The organism is Streptomyces sp. NBC_01217 (assembly GCF_035994185.1).
GTDB lineage: Bacteria > Actinomycetota > Actinomycetes > Streptomycetales > Streptomycetaceae > Streptomyces.
Window position 1 is genome coordinate 154003 of record NZ_CP108538.1, and the last position, 20032, is coordinate 174034.

Here is a 20032-nt window from a genome sequence, read left to right on the forward strand (position 1 = left end):
CTCGGGCATTCAGGATCGTTTCCGACCGGTGCACGGTTCTGGCCGGAACCGTCATGCCGGTCCTTCCCCGGTCTCGGCGGCGAGGCGCTCCAGCATCGTCCGCTCCACTTCGTCGGCGAAGTCCGCGAGCACCGGACGGTCGAAGAGGGTCCGCACCGGCACTCGCTGGCCCAGCGCATCACGCAGCCGCCCCAGCATCCGGGTCGCGGACAGCGACGTGCCGCCCAGCGCGAAGAACTCGCCCTCCGGTCCGATCTCGTCCACGTGCAGCACTTCGGCCCAGGTCCGCGCCACGAGCTGTTGCATCGCCGACATGGGGGCCACGGCCGCCGGCCCCACCACGCCGGGCGCGGGCAGCGCTGCGCGGTCCACCTTCCCGTTCGCCGTGGTGGGGAACGCGTCGAGGACGACCCACCGGCGCGGGACCAGGTACTCGGGCAGCGTGCCGCGCAGATGGGCTTCGAAGGGCGCGGTCTGGCGGCCACCGTGCCGGGTGACGACGTAGCCGGCCAACTGCTGCTCGCCGACGGGGCCCGCTACCGTGACGACGGCGTCGGCGACCTCCGGGTGGCGGCGCAGCACGGCCTCGATCTCACCCGGTTCGATGCGGTGTCCGCCTACCTTGACCTGGTTGTCCGTTCGGCCCAGGTACTCCAGTGTGCGACCGTGCCACCGGGCGAGGTCACCTGTCCGGTAGCACCGCTCGCCGTCCGGACCGGTGACGAACCGTTCCTCAGTGGGCCCGGACCCGCCGAGGTAGCCGCGGGCAACGCCCGCGCCGGCGATCCACAGTTCGCCGGTTACGCCGGGGAGCGCGAGCCGCCCCCGCCGGTCCACGACGTGCACCCGGGTGCCGGCGATCGGACCGCCGACCGGCACCGGATGGTCTCCGACCGGCTGGTCGACCCGCGCGATGGTCGAGTAGATCGTGGTCTCGGTGGGCCCGTAGGCGTTCCACAACTCGCCGACCCGCCCGGCAAGTCCCCAGGCCAGCGCCGGGTCGAGCACTTCGCCGATGCTGATCACCCGGAGCGCGGGCCGGCGGGGCCAGTCGGCCGCCATCAGGATGCGCAGCGCGGTCGGCGTCGCCGTCGCGACGGTCACGCCGGTCTGCTCCATCCACGCGGCCAGCGCGTGACCGTCCGCCGCGGTGTCCCGGTCCGCGAGCGCCAGCCGGGCGCCCGAGGCGAGTGTCACCCACAGTTCGTAGCCGAACACGTCGAAGGTGAACGGCACCACGCCGAGGGTGACGTCGTCCTCCGCCATCCCGGGACTCGCCGACAGGGCGGCGACAAAGGCGGCCAGGTTCGCATGAGTCACCTGCACGCCCTTCGGCCGGCCGGTCGAGCCGGAGGTGAACAGGACGTACGCCGTCTGCTGCGCATCCGGTTCCGGCAGCTCGGCGGGAGGGGCCGCCCGGTTCACGGCGTCGTCCACGTCGATCACGGTGACCCCCGCCACGGCACGGGCCGCGGCGAGGGCCGTGCCGCCGGCGACGATCACGCGCACCCCCGCGTCCGCGGCAAGCTGGGTCAGCCGGGCGGACGGGTGCTCGGGGTCCAGCGGCAGGTACGCCGCCCCTGCCCGCAGCACGGCGAGCAGGGTTCCGGGTAGCAGCCGGCCGCGTGGGAGGCAGACCCCGACCGGTTCACCCGGCCGGACACCGTGCGCCGCCAGGGCGGCCGCCACCCCGCCGGACCACTGGGCCAGTTCGGCGTAGCTCACCGCACCGTCGGAGGCGAGCACCGCGACCGCGTCCGGCCTGCGGCGCGCCTGTTCGAGCACGGCGGCGACGACCGTGGCCGGTCGCTCCTGCGGCAGGGACGGGCCGGTCGCTGCCGAGCGCAGTTCCGCGCGTTCCCCGGCTGACAGCGGGTCGAGCCCGAGGATCGGCCGGTCCTTCGCGCCGAGCACCGCGTCGAGCAGGGCGACGAACCAGCGCGCCCAGCGCCGCACGGTGGCCTGGTCGAACAGACCGGTCCGGTAGGTCAGCGTGCCCGCGAACCCGGTGCCGTCGTCGACGAGAGCGAGCGATAGGTCGGCCTGCGCCGCTGTCCGCGGTGTGTCGATCCGCCTCGCGGCCACGTCGGCGAACCTGTTCGTGGGGGAAGGCAGGTCGATGACGTTGAGCATGGCCTGGAACAGCGGAGTGGAGTCCGGGTCGCGCTCCGGATGCAGTCGTCGCACGACCTCCTCGAACGGCGTTTCGGCGTGGTCGAGGGCGGCCAGCACCCGCGCCCGGGTCCGCAGCAGTGCCTCTTTGACCGTGGGGTCGCCGGACAGGTCGCCGCGCAGCACCAGCGTGTTCGCGAAGCTGCCCACCATGTGTTCGGTGCCCGGGTGCGTGCGCCCGGACACCGGCACGCCGACGGGTACGTCCTCGGTCCCGGCCAGCCGGGCCAGCAGCACCTGCCAGGCCGTGAGCAGCACCATGAACGGGGTGCAGTCCAGCTCTGCCGCGACGGCACGGAGCCGGGCGGCCAGACCCGCGGGGAGCGTCAGCGGTTCGACGGCGCCCGCCCAGCCGGCCGCCGGTCCACGCGGCCGGTCCATCGGGAGGGCGAGCGGCGACAGCCCGTCCAGTTGCGCTGCCCACCAGTCCAGATGCTCGTTGGCGGCTCCGCCGCCGTGCCGGGCGCGGAGCCATTCGGCCACATCGGTGTACTGGGCGCCGAGCGGCTCCGGAGCCGGGCCGTTGCCGCGCCGCGCCTGGTACAGCGCCGAGAGATCGTCCAGGATCGTCGTCCAGGACCAGGCGTCGACGGCTATGTGGTGCACCGTCAACACGAGTACGTGCTCGGCCGTCGAGGTCCGCAACACCAAGGCCCTGAAGGGTGGTTCGCGGTCCAGGGCGAACGGCCGCGAGACCTCGGCCCGCACCGCGGCGCCGACGCCGTCCTCCCCGGCCTCCGCCACGGACACCGCGATGGTGTCGGGGGCGACCGGTACGGCCATCAGCCCGGCCTCACCCTCGGTCACGACCATGCGCAACCCCTCGTGGCGGCCGCCGAGGTCACGCACCGAGGCACGCAGGGCCGCCATGTCGATCGGGCCGTTCAACCGCAGTGCCACGCTGGTGTTGTAGGCGTCGCTGTCGGGATGCAGGCGCCACAGGAACCACAGTCGTTCCTGCGCGGGCGACAGCCGTACCGGCGCGGCGGGATCCGGGCGCCTCGGCACGGGCCCGGACACCGCCGTCTCCGCCATGCGGCGTTCCAGCTCCGCCGCCAGGTCGCGCAGCACCGGGCGCTCGAAGACGACGCGCACCGGCAGCCTGCAGCCCGTGGCCTTGGCCAGCATGCCCACCATCCGGGTGGCCGCGAAGGAGTGACCGCCGAGCGCGAAGAAGTCGTCTGTCGCGCCGACCCGTGGCAGGCCGAGAAGCACCTGCCACACCTCGGCCACCGCCTGCTCGGTGGGGGTGCCCGGCACCGTCGGGGCCGTCTCGGGCTCGGCGTGCCTCGGCACCTCCCGCAGGGCCGCGCGGTCGGGTTTCCCGTTGGGGGTGAGCGGGATGCGGGTCACCACGACGATCGCGTCCGGCACCATGTGGTCGGGCAGCGACTCACGCAACCGAGAGCGGATCGCGTCCGCCCCGGGCGCGTGGCCGGGAGCAGGCACGGCCCAGCAGGCCAGCCCCCGCTGGTCCCCGTCCCCTTCGGGCAGCACGACGGCGTCGGCCACCTCGGGCAGCGCGCGCAGCGCGGCGGTCACCTCGCCGGGTTCGACCCGGTAACCGCGCACCTTGATCTGGTCGTCGGTGCGGCCATGGAACTCCACCACGCCGCCGTCACGCAGCCGGACGAGGTCGCCGGTGCGGTACCGGCGCCCGCCGTCCGGGCCGTCCGGGCCGTCCACGAACCTTTCGGCGGTCAGGTCCGGTCGTCCCACGTAGCCGCGGGACACGCCGGGCCCGCCAAGCAGCAGTTCACCGGGGACACCCGCCGGCCGGGGCCGGCCGGAACGGTCCACGACCAGGCCGGTCACATTGGGCAACGGGCGGCCCAGCGGCACCAGTCCGGTGCGCGCCTCCTCGGGGATCTCGTCCACGTCGCAGATCAGCGACATCATGGTCGCCTCGGTAGGCCCGTAGTGGGTGTGGACGGCGAGGTCCGGCCGCAGTCGGCGGACATCCTCCACCAGGGACCACGGGCAGCCCTCCCCGCCGAGGATCAGCAGCTTCGCGGGCAGGACACCGGCGAGGTCTCCGTGGCGGGCGAGCATGGTGAGGTGGCTCGGTACGAGCTTGACGACGTCCACCCGGTGCCGCGTGAGGTAGGCGGCGAAGGCTCGCGGGTCCGTGGCCGTCTCCCGGTCCGGCAGGTGGAGGGTGCCGCCGGTGAGCCAGGCTCCGTACAGGCAGGCGAGGCCGAGGTCGGCGGCGACCGTGGACACGATCGCGAAGGATCCGCCCGCCACGTGGGGCATACGGGCGGTCAGACCGGTGACGCAGTGCGCCAGGTTGCCGTGGCTCACGGCGACGCCCTTGGGTGCCCCGGTGGATCCGGAGGTGAAGATGACGTGGGCCAGGTGGTCCGGGCCGATGTCCACGGCCGGCCGTGAGTCGGGCCAGACGGCGTGGGCGGAGTCCGGTTCGACGACGTCGGCAATGCCACGGACGCGGTCGGCGGGTTCGCCCGCCGTCACGACCAGCCGGGCGCCGGAGGTGTGCAGCATGCCGCCGATGCGGGCAGTGGGGTAGGCCGTGTCCATCGGCAGGTACGCGCCACCAGCTTTGAGGATGCCGAGAACGGCCGTGGCGAAGCCGCATCCGGGGTCCAGCAGGATGCCGACCGGCTGGTCCGGGCCCACGCCCAGTGCGATCAGCCGGTGCGCCAGCCGGTTGGCGCGCGCTTCCAACTCGCGGTAGGTGAGGGTGCCGTCGGGACCGGTCGCGGCGATCGTGTCGGGGCGCTCGTCCGCCCACCGTTCGAACTGCGCGTGCACCGGCACCGCCGACGGTTCCGCGGTCGGGCCCGCGAGCGCGGGACCCGCCTCCGGTTCCAGGGGTATCTCGGCGACCGGACGTCCCGGATCGCCGATCATCCCTTCCAGCAGGGCGAGGAACCACCGCACCAGGTTCTCCGCGGTGCGCGGGTCGAACAGGTCGCGGCGGTATTCGAGCCGTCCGTTCAGCCCGGAGTCCGGCCCGCCGTCGGCCAGTTCCATGCTCAGGTCGAACTTGGCCGTGGCCGGCTGCACCAGCCGCCACTCGGCCCGCACGCCGGGCAGGGTGGGCGGCGCCACCTCGTCGTACAGGTTGAGCAGCACCTGGAACACCGGCGTCGCAGACAGGGGCCGCTGCGGCCGCAGCCGTTCCACAACGCGCTCGAACGGAGTGCGGGAGTGACTGAACGCGTCCAGTGCGCCGGCCCGTACCCGGGCGATCAGATCACGTCCGGTCGGGTCTCCTGTGAGGTCGGTGCGCACCACGATCGTGTCCAGGAAGCAGCCGACGACTGCCTCGCTTGCCTCGGAGTGCCGCCCCGCGTGGGGAACACCCACCGCGATGTCGTCGGTGTCCGCGAGCCGTCCGAGCAGGGTCTGCCAGGCGGCCATGACCACCATGAACGTGGAGGCGCCCGTCTCCGCGGCGAGGGCACGCAGCCGGGTCGCCGTCGCAGGCGGCACCTCCACCGGTGTCGCCCCGCCCGGCCAGGCCGACTCCGAGATCCGCGGCCGGTCGGTGGGCACGTTCAGTACGGACGGCAGGCCGGCGAGGTACCCGGCCCACCAGTCGAGGTCGACCGGATCCTCGGCTGTCTCGGTCGCCACGTCCGCGTACTGCGGTGCCGGCGCCGGTGGCTCGCCGTCACCGCACCGGGCGGCGTAGAGGGAACCCAGGTCCGCGAGCAGCAGCCGCTGTGACCATCCGTCGGTGGCGATGTGATGCAGCGTCACCGTGAGCATCCAGTAGCCGGGCAACCGGAACACCACGGCCCGCATCGGCGGTTCGGCGGTGAGCCGGAACGGGCGACCGGTCTCCTCGGCCAGCGCCGCGTCCAGGTCCTCCTCGCCCACGTCCTGGACGGACACCGGCACCTCGTCAGCCGGGCAGGTACGTACGATCGGCTGGGCTCCGTCCGGATCGATGACGCCGCGCAGCACCCGGTGCCGCTCCGCCAGGTCCCGGAGGGCACCGAGCAGGGCCTCCTCGTCCAACTGCCCGGTGAGGCGCAGTACCAGAGGCACGTTGTACGCCGGGCTGTCCGGCTCCATCTGCGCGAGGAACCACAGCCTTCGCTGCACGGCCGACAGCGGAACAGGGTCTTCCCGACCGGAGTCTGCGGACCGGACGGTTTCCAGCGCCAAGGCCTCCCGAGCGGCCGCGAAACGCGCCTTCAGCAGTGCGCGCGGACCGTCGCCTGTGGTGTTCATCGTTTCCGTTCCTTGAGCTCGTTCGGCCTGCTCGTCGAAAACGGGACGCATTCCCCCTCACGCGCACCACGCGAGCAGATTTCATCCACTCGACAACGACCAGCAGCGACGGCAGCCTAAGCCCCTTGAGGAACCATCAAATGGAACTTTAACGCGTCGATGACGGTAATCAGGCCACCCTTGACGTGAATTTCACGCACGGCCGCCACAGGGTGCCACGATGGACCGGGCCAGGGTGGGGCCGACGTCAGGACCTCGGAAAAGTGAGAGTGCATCCGGCCATGCTGGTGATGGATTTCGCCGCTTTCCGAAGTGCTACAGTTCGGCCTGGCCGCATCGCCGGACACCGAAGATGCCGCGCGACGGAAACCCGCCGGGTAAATGCGTAAGAATTGGCTGCCGCATTTTCCCGGCAACCACGAAACGCACGAGGCCGGTCAATCCGTTTTGCGTCCCGGCCGCCAGAACGGATATCAGCGGGCCGAAGCGCCCCGCCGACGAAGTAGTGAACGGGCCGACGGTTTTCACCGACGAACCACTGCCCCCGAAGTCAACGGCCCCCACTGCGTCCGGCGGAGCGACTCCGCCGGACCGGAACGGCCGGAACCGCAGTCCACTGGATGAACGACGAGGAAGGGGAGGCGCGATGACGACGACCGGGTCGGACCGTACGTCGGTGCGCCACCGGCAAAAGTCGGACCCCGCGCTCGCGGGGAACGACGCCACCTTGGCGGATCTGTTCGAGGCACAGGTACGGCTGTACCCCGACAGGACGGCCGTCACCTGTGGCGCCGAGCACCTCGACTACGCCACCCTCGACGAGCGTGCCAACCGCCTGGCCCACGCGCTCATCCGGCACGGCGCCGGTCCCGAACGGGTCGTCGCCCTGGCGCTTCCGCGCTCGATCGACCTCGTGGTGGCCGTCCTCGCGGTCCTCAAGTCGGGCGCCGCCTATCTGCCGCTGGACCTGGACCACCCTCGGGAACGCCTGGAGCGCACCCTCCGGGACGCACGCCCGGTGGTGCTGCTCAGCCTCGAACCGATCGCACTGCGCACCGACGTCCCGCCCATGGTCCTCCGCGACCCGGGGACCAGGACGGACCTGGCGCACGGTCCAGTGACCGCGCCTACCGCGGCGGACCGCCACGGCCCGCTCACCGTGCACGCGGCCGCGTACGTCATCTACACCTCCGGCTCCACAGGCCGGCCCAAGGGCGTGGTCGCGTCCCACCACAACGTCGTCCGCCTGTTCACCCGCACCGCCGCCTTCCTCCGATTCTCCGAGCGCGACGTGTGGACGCTCTTCCACTCCTACGCGTTCGACGTCTCGGTGTGGGAGATGTGGGGTGCCCTGCTGCACGGCGGACGCCTGGTCGTGGTCTCCTACGATGTCAGCCGCTCTCCCGAGCGCTTCCTCGAACTACTGGCCGACGAGCGGGTCACGGTCCTGAGTCAGACGCCCTCCGCCTTCTACCCGCTGATGCACGCCGACCGGGACCGTCCCTCGTCGGGCAGCCCGCTCGTCCTGCGCACCGTGGTGTTCGCCGGCGAGGCGCTCGACTTCGCCAGGCTGGCGCCCTGGTACGAACGGCATGGCGACGACGCCCCCGTCCTGATCAACATGTACGGGATCACCGAGACCACCGTCCACGCCACCGTCACGGCACTCACCCGCGACGACGCCGTTGCCGGCGCCCCGAGCCGGATCGGTACCGGCATCGCCGACCTGTCCACCTACGTCCTGGACGAGGCACTGCGCCCGGTGCCCGACGGTGCCGCCGGAGAACTCTACGTTGCCGGGCCGGGGGTGGTGCGTGGCTACCTGGGCCAACCGCCCCTGACCGCCGCACGCTTCGTCGCCGATCCCTTCGGGCCGCCTGGCAGCCGCATGTACCGCAGCGGCGACATCGTCCGCCGTACCGAGCGGGGCGAGCTGGAGTCCCTCGGTCGCGCGGACGAACAGGTGAAGATCCGCGGCTTCCGCGTCGAGCCCGGTGAGATCGCGGCGGCCCTGGAGGCTCACCCGGTGGTGCACCAGGCCGCGGTCATCGTCCGCGAGGACACCCCCGGCGATCGGCGCCTGGTCGCCTACGTCGTCCCCCGCCGCCGAGTGCGGGCACTCGCCGACACCACGGCGCACGTCGACGACTGGGCGAAGGTCTTCGACTCCCAGTACGCGGGCGCCGGGACGACGGGCGACATCGCCTTCGGCGAGGACTTCACCGGCTGGCACGACACCTATGCCGACGGCGCTCCCCTGCCCGCCCCCCACATGCGGGAGTGGCGCGACGCAACGGTGCGGCGCATCCGGGAGCTGCGCCCCCGCCGCGTCCTGGAGATCGGCGTGGGGACCGGACTGCTGCTGTCGCAGCTGGCTCCCGGATGCGAGGAGTACTGGGGAACCGACATTTCCGTGAGGGCGGTTGACACCCTGCGCCACGAGACGGCCGCGCGGCCAGGTCTGGACGGGCGAGTCCAGCTCAGCCACCGGGCGGCCCACGACGTCGGCAACCTGCCGCCCGCGCACTTCGACGTGGTGGTGCTCAACTCCGTCTTGCAGTACTTCTCCGACGGCGACTACCTGCTCGACGTGCTGAGCAAGGCCTGGAACCTGCTCCGTCCGGGTGGAACCCTCTTCGCGGGCGACGTCCGCGACGCCAGGTCCCTGCGCTGCTTCTCCAGCGCCGCCGTCCTGCGTCGCGCGTCCGCGCGGGACGACCGGGCAAGGCTGCGGCAGGCCGTCGAACGTGCCCTGGCCCTGGAGGCCGAACTGCTCGTCGCTCCGGACTTCTTCCACGCCTTCGCACGGCGGGAGGACGGTGGGCGCGGTGGACGTCCAGGTGCGCCGCGGCCGCCACCACAACGAGATGACCCGGTACCGCTACGACGCCGTGCTGCACAAGGCGGGCACACCGGTCACCCGTGCTGCTCCGGACCCCGTCCGGCTGCGCTGGTCCGAGGACGTGGCGTCCGCGGCCCGACTCGCCTCCCGGCTGCGCGAGCAGCGCCCCGAGTGGCTGAGGGTGGCCGGCGTGCCGAACCGACGGACAGCCCAGGAAGCCGCGGCCGTGCGGGCCTTCGACCACGGGGCGGACGTCGCCGAGGTCCGCGACCTGCTGGCGCGAGCACCGCACGGGGTCGATCCGGAGGCGGTGTACGCCCTCGGCAGTGAACTGGGCTACCGAGTCGCGGTCGCCCCGTCGGCGACGTCCGTCGACGCGGTGGACGTCCTCTTCTCCCGCGTGGACGGGATCCTGGAGGCGTACGAGCCGACCGGTTCCATCGCGGAACCGGCGGTCTACACCAACAGCCCCATGGCGGCACGCCACGGCGCACAGGAGACCCCCCTCCTCCGGGCCCACCTGCGTGAGCGGCTGCCCGACTACATGGTGCCCGCAGCCGTGGTGTACCTGGAGCGGCTGCCCCTCACAGTCAACGGCAAGCTGGACCGCGCTGCGCTGCCCGCGCCGGAGGCCGGAGGAGACGCCACCCTTCGCACCCCGCGGTCACCCGACGAGCAGGCGCTGTGCGAACTGTTCGCGGAGGCCCTTGGAATCGACCGGATCGGGATCGACGACAGCTTCTTCGACCTCGGCGGCCACTCGCTGCTCGCCGCGAGGCTGGTCGCCGAGATCCGCGCCCAACTGGACGCGGATCTCGGTGTCCGCGATCTCTTCGAAGCGCCGACCGTCGCCGCTCTGGCGCCGCGGCTGCGGACACCGGCGCAGCGCCGAGGCGCGTCCGAGCGCTCTGGTTTCGTGTTTCAAAAAAGTGAGGTACCGTCATGATGAGCCTTGAGCCGGTGGAGGAGCAGGTCTCCGCCACTGATTCCCGATACACCTGGGCCTATCCGGTCGACCAGCCGGCTTCAGAGCCGCAGGCGAAGAGGATCCGGACGATCTGGTATGTGGGGCTTCCTCTCACGTCCGCCCATCGCGGCAGCCACTCCGGCGGAGGAGCCCTCATCGACGAGGCGGGAGACCAGTCCCGCTACGCGAACGAAGGCACGGTCTACCCGCATTCCGCGCTGGTCGAAATGATCACCTATCAGAACGCGTGCTTCCCCCATCTGGACTGGCAGTACCTGGACATGAGCCATCTCGACTGGGAAGTCGTACGGGCGAGGATCCAGGCGGATCCGCCCGACATGGCGGCATTCACCGTCTATTCATCGACCGCGATGTGGGCGTACATCGTCGCCGCCGAGATCAAACGGGTGAATCCCGACGCCGTGATCGTCTTCGGCAACGACCACCCCGGAATCCTGCATCGCGAGGTCCTCTCGGGCACGTACGGTTCGAAGATCGTGGACTTTGTCTGCACGGGGAACAACGGCCCGTTCACCATGATGGGACTGCTGTCGTGGCTCGAGGGGAGGATCGACCTCTCCCGGATTCCGTCGCTCGCGTACCGGGGCGGAACCGGGGAGATCCACAACCAGCCGGCTCCCACGTATCCCCTGTCCGAACGGATGCTCCCCGACTACCGGCTCATCGAGGACCAGCTGAAGGAGCACTACGACGACGCGTTCAAAGTCTGGTACGCGTCGCACTACGACTTGAAACGCATGGTCACCCTGCCGTTGGACGGCGGCTGCAACTGGGGCCGGCGCCCCACACGCCGGTGCCTGCACTGCTCGATCCAGGGGCTGACGCCGAAGACGACGGACGTCAGCGCGGCAGTCTCCACGCTGGAAGTACTCGTCGGCCAGCTGAAGTCGAACGTCTACGCGGCGGGCGACTCCACGTTGGGGATGTCGAAGGCGCAGTGGGGCGGGAGTTCCTCATTCCTCGACGAGCTGGCCGAGGCCTGCGCCGGGTCGGAGATCCTCCGGGGGCAGCGGTTCATGCTCGCCTACGGCCTGGTCTACGAGTTCCTGCAGGCGGCGGAGCTCTGCAAGGGATTTGTGAAGACCTGGAACGTCGGTATCGAGGCCTTCGACCCGAAGCTGCTGAAAGGCAACTCGAAGGGCATCAACAAGGGACCCGACAGGGTGATCGAGGCCTTGGAGCTGGCGCAGAGCCTCGACTACAAGATGTACCTCTCGGGGATCCTCGGTCTCCCGGGCACCACCTTGCGGCAGCTCAAGGAGGAAGTGGACAACTGGCTCTCCATAACGGAGGCCTATACGGGATCAATCACGACGATATCCGTCGCCGCCCCGGCAATCATCCCCGGCTCCCGCATGTACCGTGACGCCTTTAACCAGCACGCGAGCGTCAGGGAATGGCATGGCGAGCTGCTGCCCATCAGGAAGCTCTCGGAGCTCTACATCCGGGAGAACACCGAGGTGGAGCTGGCGGACGTCGAAGCGGCGCTGGCCGATCTCGGGCGGGGAGTGATCGCCTTGGACAACGCCGGCGCCAACGTCAAGTTCGGCGGTTACATGCTGGGCGGGGTGGACCACGAGGAGACGTACGAGCGCCGTCTGCTGCACGAGATCTTCAGCGAGCTCAGCTGACCCGACCGCCTTCGGTCGGCGTTTGCAGCCCATGACCAACCGACGACAGCACTGGACCAGCCGTGACGAATCCCTTCGAAGACTCGACCGCACACTACTTCGTACTCTCCAATAAGGAGGGCCAGCACTCCCTCCGGCCGGTGCGCGCAGACGTCCCCGAGGGGTGGGAGATCACCATCGGAGAGGCACCGCGTCAGGATTGCCTCGACTATGTCGAGCGTTCCTGGGCCGACATGCGCCCCAGGAGTCCGGTCGCGGCCATGGAGGAGAGCTCAGTGTCGGTTCACGGGGAAGAGTAGAAGCGGTACCTCGTCGAGATGACCAGAAATACAGACAGCGAGCCCTTTCCAACCTCATTTTGCGGTGTTGAGGTGCAGGGTGAGGACGGCCTGGACGAGTGCGGTGATGCGGGTGGTGCTGCATCACAGCTTGCGCAGGAGCCGCCAGGTCTTGAGGTCGGCCATGGCTTGTTCGCCGAGCGCGCGGATCTTCGCGTGGGAGATGTTGACGGCACGCTGACCTGCGGAGAGCTTGTCCCAACGGCCGCGGTACGGAACGCGAACTGTGCCGCCGGCACCCTGATAGGCCTTGTCGGCCCAGCAGCGGACGCGGGCCTGGGTCAACGCCTCGATGACGCCGTGAGTGCGGGCCGCCTTGATGTCGTGGATCGAGCCCGGCAGGGCCGGTGAGGCCCACAGCAGGTTTCCGAAGGGATCGGCGATGATCTGCACGTTCATGCCGTGCTTCTTATGTTTCCCCGAGTAGTACGGCCGGTCCGCGGCGATCCGGTCGATGGGCAGGAGCGTCCCGTCGAGGATCACGAACGCCTTGCGTGACGCCGCCCGGGCCGCTGCGGCAAGGTCCGGCGCGCGGGCTGCCAGGAGCTCGACCGCCTCGGCGACGTACCGGTAGACCGTGGCAAGCCCGACATCAAAGCCTGCCGCGAGCTGGGCGTAGGTGTGTCCGCAGCGCAAATGCGCCAGTACCAGGAGAGCCTGCCGGTCCGGTGCAAGCCGTCGCCAGCGAGTGCCGCGCTCACGACGCCGGACACTGAGTAGACCGGACAGGTACCGAAGGGTCGAGCTGGACAGATCGATCCCCGATGGGTAGACAAGCACACGAAGCTCCGGGCGGACAGGTTGATCTTGGTCGACAACCCATTTACCAGGAGCTTCACCTCTTCCCGCAGGCAGCCCACCCCCAACTCACCCGGACGTCCACCAGGTTGGAAAGGGCTCAGCGAAGCATTCACCGGAAACTGGTTCCGGGTGATCAAGCGCTCAACGAAGCCCCGTGCCGGCTGATCTGCTTTCCCCATGCCGGTGGTGCCGCGAGCTTCTTCCGGGACTGGGCGGACCTGGTCCCCGACGACATGGACCTTGCCGCCGTCCGATATCCCGGTCGTGAAGACCGGTTCCTGGATCCCCCGCCCGCGTCGATGGCGGATCTGGCCGACCCGGTGGCACACGCGTGCCTGGCATCGGGCGACGTTCCTCTCGTATTCTTCGGTCACAGCATGGGAGCGGCCGTCGCGTACGAGGTGGCGCTTCGCATGCAGTCCGCCGGTAGCAGCCGGCTGACGGATCTGTTCGTCTCCGGCTCCGCAGCACCCGGTCGGAGTTCGAGTTCACGGGACCCGCTCACCATGACCGACGCGGAGATCCTTGAAGAAGTAGCAGAGCTCGGGGGTGCGGACGCGAACACCCTCGCGGATCAGGAGCTCTGGGAACTGCTGATCCCGTCGATTCGCGCGGACTACCGGCTGATCGGACGCTACCGGGCGGCGTTCTCCGCGACGGCCCCGCTCGACGTTCCGATGGTCGCCTACTACGGCCGCGCGGACAGGGATGTGGATGCGGCTTCCGTAGCGGCCTGGGCCGACGCGACGAGCTCCACCTTCGCCATGCGGTCCTTCGACGGCGGTCATTTCTACCTCAAGGACCATGCTCCCGGTCTTGTTGCCGATCTCCTCGGTCGTCGAGCGCCCTTTCACGAGTGACCTCCCCTGGATCGGTCCGGCACTCTGATCCCTCTGGTGGTACCGGCCGGAAAGAACCCACGCCCGACTGACGGCGTGGGTTTCCGCTCGTGACAGGCTGAGCCAAAGCAGGCGCCGGCGCCGGGGACTGCATCGCGGTGGCAAACCTGACCACATGGTGGCTCCCGGTACGGCACCGCCGGACCGGGAGCCACCATGTGCGAACTGCGGCAACCGTTCGGTGCGATCCCGTCGCCGGACCGCACCGCACGGCCCGGTCAGACGCCGGTGTCCTGGGATGCGCCGCTCACGTCATCGAGCAGCAGCACCTCAAGGGCAGCCGCGAAGTCAGCGAGGACGGGGTGGTCGAACAGCAACTTCACCGCCACCGGGAGCTCCAGGGCTTCCCGCAAGCGTCCGGCGACGCGAGTGGCGGCTAGAGAGTGACCGCCCAGGGCGAAGAAGTTGTCGCCCTGCCAGACGGAGGAAACGCCCAGCACCGCGGCCCACACGTCGGCAACGAGTCGTTCGGCCTCTCCGCTGGGCGGCACTTGCGAGCGCCCGGAATCCTCTGTCGGTTGTGGGAGTGCCGCTCGGTCGGCCTTGCCACTCGTCAGGGTGGGCAGCGCCTGCATTGCCACCCACCGGCTGGGGAGCATGTGCTCGGGCAGTCGCAGGCGAAGCCGCGCCTGGACGGCCGTGGCGTCGACGCTGTCGGGCACCAGATAGCCGACCAGGTGGGCGTCGCCCCCCGAGCCGGACACCGCCACCGCTGCGTCGTCCACCTGCGTGTCGGCTCGTAGCGCGGCCTCGATCTCGCCCGGCTCGATGCGGTATCCGCGCACCTTCACCTGAGCGTCGCGTCGGCCGTGGAACTCCAGCGCCCCGTCGCTCCGCCAGCGGGCCCGGTCACCTGTGCGGTAACACCGCTCGCCGGGCACGAAGGGGTCGGCCGTGAACGCCCCCGAGGCCAGATTCCGGTATCCGCGTGCCACCCCGCTCCCGGCCACCCACAACTCGCCGACCACTCCCGGCGGTACCAGTCGGCCGAGCGGATCCACCACGTAACAGCGCGCGCCCGCCACCGGACGGCCGATCGGGACCGGGTCGTCCGTCGCGGTCACCCGGTGCACGGTGGCGGTGACGGTCGTCTCGGTCGGCCCGTAGGAATTCCACAGGTGAGCGACCCTGCCCAGCAGGTCACGTGCGAGCTGCGGGTCCAGCGCCTCGCCGCCGGTGAGGACACGCATCTCCGGGTGGCCCGGCCAGTCCGCGGCGAGCAGCATGCGCATCGACGTGGGCGTCAGGTGCAGCACGGTGACGCCGCTGCCGGTGATCCGCTCGGCCAGGGCGTACCCGTCCGTCGCGCAGGCCCGTTCGACGATGACGCAGCGACCCCCGAGCGCCAGCGGTGCCCAGATCTCTTCGACCGAGACGTCGAAGGAGAGGGGGGCCACCGCGGCCATCGAGTCGGCCGGTCCGATGCCGGGCGTAACAAGGAATCCCGCGACGAAGGCAGCCAGGTTGGCGTGCGTCACCTCGACGCCCTTCGGCCGGCCGCTCGACCCCGAGGTGTAGAGGACGTAGGCCAGCCCCTCGGGGCGTGCCCCGGGCAGGGCGCGCGGGACAGATTGCGCGGCCAACTCGTCGGCGTCCAGCGGGGTGGGCAGTGCGGGCGGAACCGGTCCGCGCGCCAGTACGGCCCGGGCACCGCCGTCGGCGGCGAGCTGGGCCAGGCGCTCTGCCGGGTAGTCGGCGTCCAGCGGCAGATAGGCCGCCCCGGCCCGCCACACCGCCAACAGGGCCGCGGGGAGGAAGTGGTCCCGGGGCACGCTCACTCCGACGACGTCACCAGGGCCGATCCCGGCGTCGAGCAGCCCCGAGGCCACCCGGTCGGACCAGGCAACGAGTTCGGCGTAGGTGAGGGAACCCTCGGGCCCGGTCACCGCGACCGACTCAGGCCGGGTGGCGGCCGCGGCGAGCACGGTGTCCACCACGGTCGCCGGCACTGACTCCAGGAGCGCGGGTCCCGTGGCGAGAGCCAGCAAGGCGTCACGTTCCTGCAGACTGACCAGTTCGAGTCCGGCGAGCGGCAGATCGGGCCGGGCCAGGCCGGTCCGCAGGGTCCGGAGCATGCGCTCGGCGAAGGCCTCCGCATCCGTCCGCGTGAATCGCCTGGTGGCGTACTCGATCTGAAGCTCGGCTTGGGTGGCCGTCCGCGAGATGAAGATCGAGAGTTCGTTGGCCGCGGCGCCGCTCCCCCGGTCCGAGCGCAGGTCGAGGCGGAAGGGCCCGCTGGACAGCGTCGCGGGTTCGTCGAGCGGCAGCATGGTGATGACGACCGGAGTGCGCGACGCACCGTTCGCCCGGTGGACGGGCAGGTGGTCGATCAGCTCGCGGGCGGGGAGTTCCTGATGGGCGAGGGCGGCGACGGTGGTCGTGGCGCAATGCCCGACCAGGTCCCGGAAGGTCAGCGCGCCGTGGAGGCGCAGCCTCAGCGGCAGCGTGTCCACCAGCGGGCCCAGCAGGCGCTCGGTTCCGTTCCGGTGACGGCGGGCGGCGGCCGCGCCGATCACGACGTCGTCGTGTCCGCTGAGGCCGCCCGTCACGAGTCCGAGGGCGGCCAGGTAGCCGGCGAACGGGGTCGTCCCGGTCTCGGCCGCGAAGCGGCCCAGGCGGGCCAGCAGTGGCTGCTCCAGGGTGACGGTCACGCGCTCGGTGGCCCACCCAGGTGCCTCGTCGCTCCCGGGCAGGTCGTCGGGTATGACGGCCCCTTCCAGGGCGGTCCGCCAGTACGCGTCCAGCCGCTCGTGGCGGGGACGGTCGGCGTCGAGTTCCTGCTCATGGAGGGCGATGTCGCCCATCTGCAGGGGGAGGTCGTCCACCGGTTCTCCGGCGAGCTCTGCGGCGAGTTCTTGCAGGAAGACGGGAACGGAGGCGCCGTCGAAGGCCATGTGGTCGACAGCCACGCACAGTTCGCCCGCGTCGGCGGCGGTGCGGGCGAACACGGCGCGCAGCAGCGGGGTTTCGGTGCCGAGGTCGAAGGTGTGTTCCGCCGTGTCGCGGTGCAGCGCGTCGAGACGCCGCTGCTGCTCGGCAGCAGGCAGTGCCCGCAGGTCGGCCTCGGTGACCGGGACGGGCACCGGCGGCCCGACCACCAGGTACGGCTCGGTGTCGAATCGGACGGTGCTGCGCAGCACCTCATGGCGGCGCACGATGGCGTCCAGCGCCTTGCGTACGGCCGGTCCGCTCACCGGGCCCCCCACGCCGATGCGCATCGTCAGGGTGGTGACAGGGACGTCCGGGGCGAGCTGGCGCAGCAGCCAGAACTCCCGCTGCATGGCCGTGAGCGGGTGGCGGGACAGACCCGGTGTGCGGCGCAGAGGCGGCTCCGGGGCGATCTTGTCCATGGCGCGCGCGAGCAGGGCCGCGGTGGGGTGGTCCAGGAAGGTCGCGAGCGGCACCGGCGTCCTGCGCCGTCGTCCGAGCTCGCTGACGACTCGGGCGGCGGCCAGCGAGTGTCCGCCGAGGTCGGCGAAGCGATCGTCGACTCCGATCAGGTCGAGGCCCAGGACCTCGGCGATGACGTCCGCGATGAGCTGCTCAGTGTCGTTGCGTGGGGCCGTGTACGGGGCGTCCGGCCGGCGCCCCGCCGTGATGACGGGCAGCGCTCCGCGGTCGACCTTGCCCGTGGGGTGGACAGGGATGCGGGGCAGCACGGCAATCCGCCAGGGGACGGCGTGCGACGGCAGCCGGGCGGTCAGCCAGGCGCCCAACTCCGCCTCGGTCGCCGAGTCCGACTCGGCGTATCCGACGAGCCGGTCCCCGGTGGCCAGGACAACGGCATGCCGGACATCGGGGTGGGCGGCGAGCACCGCCTCGACCTCGCCCGGTTCCAGCCGGACTCCGCCGACCTTCACCTGTTCGTCAGCCCGTCCGACAAAGAAGTAGGTGTCTCCCAGGCGTCGCACCAGGTCGCCCGTGCGGTACCCGAAGGAGCCGAACCGCTCGGCGGTCAGTTCGGGACGGTTGAGGTATCCACGGGACACACACGGCCCGGCGATCCACAGCTCACCGGTCTCCCCTTCGGGCAGGATCACGCCGTCCGGTCCCCGGACGGACAGTTCCGCTCCGGCGATCGGCTGCCCGATCGAGGGGTTGCCGGTGCCGTGCCGGTCCACCTCCTCCATGGTGCACGCCACGGTGCACTCGGTGGGGCCGTAGCCGTTGAGCACACGCCGGACCTGAGGGTGGGCGTAGACCCGGTCGCACAGGGCACGCGTGACCAACTCACCGCCCGTGATGACGGTTCGCACGTTCGGCGGCAGGGTGTCGCGCAACAGCGCCGACAGGGCAGACGCCGCGGCGATGAGCACGGTGACCTCGGAGCGGGCCGGGAGCGCGGACACGGCGAACAGGTTCTCCGCCAGGATGACGGTGCCCCCGGCCACCAGCGGGGCACAGATCTCGACGGTCGACGGGTCGAAGCACACCGACGTCGCCGCCATCATGCCCCGCAGTTCGTCCGCGGAGAGATAGTCCGCGTACCAGCGGATCAGGGTGTGGAGGTTACGGTGCTCCACGACCACGCCCTTCGGCGTGCCGGTGGACCCCGAGGTGTACATGACGTACGCGGGGCTGTGCGGATCGGTCTCCAGACCGAGGCCGTCGGCAGGTCGTACGTCCTCGACGGGTACGGACATGGAGGTGGCCGGCACGACGTGCTCCGTGTCCGCCGAGGTGAGGACCGCCGAGAGCGAGGCGTCCTCGGCGATGAATCTGATGCGCTCCTCGGGATAGGCCGGATCCAGGGGTACGTAGGCGGCGCCGGCCTTCATCACCCCAAGGATTGCCGGGATCAACCACTTGTCCCGCTGGACGCACAGACCGACACGGTCACCGTCGCGCACCCCCGAGGCGTGCAATCGCCTGGCAATTCCATTCGCCAGGCGATCGATTTCCGCGTAGCCGAATCTGGTATCGCCGACCACCACTGCGGTGCGGTCCGGAGTTCTCCGCGCTTGCTGCTCGAACGCCTCGTGCACACATGACGCATTCACATGAAGATCAGTTCTCATCGAGCTCACTGTTCACCGTGCGCACGGAGCATGCCGCAGCGCAGCACCGCTGCAATTCTCCAGCTCAACGCAGGTCGTAAGCACGTTTCGAGGCGCACGCAGTGGAGTGGATGCACGCAGTACGGCGGGCTGGGGCAACCTCCGCCACACGTACCCCATTTCCACGCGCTTATCCTTCAACGGATTCGAACTGTAACACCGTTCAAGGGCCGGCGACGGGAATCGAAATCAAGACGACGTTAAGGCCCCGTATGAATCCCAGGAGCTTCGTCCGCCGCGAAGGCATCGGTGCGTAGTGGGCATCCGCCAGCCGTTACAGCGAGGGGACAGCATCATGTACGACTGCGGGATTTCGGTAACGCCAGGCCGACGGCAGCCACCCGGTCGATGCCGAGCACCGCCCCATCGGCGTCCGCCCGGTCCGCTGGGAAGTAGCGGGGCGCGCAGCCGCTGGAACCCGACTGGGCAGGGACGAAGAGAAGCCCAGCCTGGTCCGTTTCGGCGGGCTCGGGATCTTCGCCATACACGTAGAGACGCATGGATGCTCCTCCTGGAGCGAGGGAGATACGCGACCGCACAGGGAAGGCCCGTGGCGGCGTGTGGAGTCCCCCTGCCTTCAGGTCAAGGGACTCCACACGCCGCCACGGGCCCTGAGGCGATGGCACTGCGGATCTTGCCGGTGCCGCCCTCCACGCCGGCACTTCAGGCCCTGCGGGGCTGGACGTGGCCGACGGCGGACCTGCGGGCGTCTACAGGCGCTCTGCGGAGTGCCTACGTCCACGGCAGGCGGACGGCTGCGAACGCGTCGCCGCCGGTCACTTCTCCATCAGGGCGATCAGGCTCTTCGGTCGCATGTCAGTCCACGACTTCTCGACATAGGCAAGGCATTCCTCGCGCGTGGCTTCCCCGAAGACGCTGGTCCATCCGCCGGGAACTTCGGAGAAGGACGGCCAGAGCGAGTGCTGCCCCTCCTCGTTGACGAGCACGAAGAACGAGGTTTCGGGGTTCTCGAAAGGATTAGTCATCTCTGCTCCTTGAGCTGTGCAGTGCAAACCGAGAAGTCGTGAAGTCTCGGCGATGATCGAGTGTTCCTATGTGAGGTGAGGTGCACGTTCGCGGACCTTCGGCCTGTTCCCG

Annotated in this window: 8 protein-coding genes and 2 pseudogenes; 5 read left to right on the forward strand and 5 right to left on the reverse strand. The window is 70.4% G+C overall.

Annotated elements, in window-relative coordinates; genetic code table 11:
- Window positions 1-51: 51 nt before the first annotated feature.
- The gene (locus tag OG507_RS00615; protein ID WP_327365125.1) at window positions 52-6378 is read right to left on the reverse strand and encodes a non-ribosomal peptide synthetase; all 6327 of its coding nucleotides are present in this window, start codon (window positions 6376-6378) and stop codon (window positions 52-54) included.
- A 646-nt stretch (window positions 6379-7024) separates the two neighbouring features.
- Between OG507_RS00615 and OG507_RS00620 the strand changes: the two are divergent.
- The 4 genes and pseudogenes from OG507_RS00620 to OG507_RS00635 form a co-directional block, all read left to right on the forward strand.
- Window positions 7025-9550 (forward strand): annotated as a pseudogene (locus OG507_RS00620) (amino acid adenylation domain-containing protein); the annotation flags it as partial.
- On the forward strand, window positions 9447-10166 hold the full coding sequence (locus OG507_RS00625; RefSeq protein WP_327365127.1) for a phosphopantetheine-binding protein: 720 nt from the start codon (window positions 9447-9449) through the stop codon (window positions 10164-10166). The pseudogene OG507_RS00620 and the gene OG507_RS00625, both read left to right, overlap by 104 nt.
- Window positions 10163-11839: a B12-binding domain-containing radical SAM protein gene (locus tag OG507_RS00630; RefSeq protein WP_327365128.1), complete on the forward strand. Its 1677-nt coding sequence runs from the start codon at window positions 10163-10165 to the stop codon at window positions 11837-11839. The genes OG507_RS00625 and OG507_RS00630 overlap by 4 nt, the downstream gene beginning before the upstream one ends.
- Before the next feature lie 62 nt (window positions 11840-11901).
- A complete protein-coding gene (locus OG507_RS00635) occupies window positions 11902-12138 on the forward strand; it encodes an MbtH family protein (protein WP_327365129.1) in 237 nt (78 codons plus the stop codon).
- Between the two features lie 126 nt (window positions 12139-12264).
- On the opposite strand, the pseudogene OG507_RS00640 reads toward OG507_RS00635, so the two are convergent.
- Window positions 12265-12957 (reverse strand): annotated as a pseudogene (locus OG507_RS00640) (transposase family protein); the annotation flags it as partial.
- Between OG507_RS00640 and OG507_RS00645 the strand changes: the two are divergent.
- Window positions 12942-13838 carry a thioesterase II family protein gene (locus OG507_RS00645; RefSeq protein WP_327365130.1) on the forward strand — a complete coding sequence of 299 codons (897 nt, stop codon included), beginning with the start codon at window positions 12942-12944 and terminating at the stop codon, window positions 13836-13838. The pseudogene OG507_RS00640 and the gene OG507_RS00645 overlap by 16 nt on opposite strands.
- Window positions 13839-14095: 257 nt before the next feature.
- Here OG507_RS00645 and OG507_RS00650 read toward each other — a convergent pair whose 3' ends face one another.
- The 3 genes from OG507_RS00650 to OG507_RS00660 form a co-directional block, all read right to left on the reverse strand.
- Window positions 14096-18895: a non-ribosomal peptide synthetase gene (locus OG507_RS00650; protein WP_327365131.1), complete on the reverse strand. Its 4800-nt coding sequence runs from the start codon at window positions 18893-18895 to the stop codon at window positions 14096-14098.
- A 332-nt stretch (window positions 18896-19227) separates the two neighbouring features.
- Window positions 19228-19434, reverse strand: a complete 207-nt coding sequence (locus OG507_RS00655) for a hypothetical protein (protein WP_327365132.1) — start codon at window positions 19432-19434, stop codon at window positions 19228-19230.
- Window positions 19435-19710: 276 nt separating this feature from the next.
- Window positions 19711-19920 (reverse strand): MbtH family protein, encoded by a 210-nt coding sequence (locus OG507_RS00660; RefSeq protein ID WP_327365133.1) that lies wholly within the window; start codon window positions 19918-19920, stop codon window positions 19711-19713.
- Between the last annotated feature and the right edge of the window lie 112 nt (window positions 19921-20032).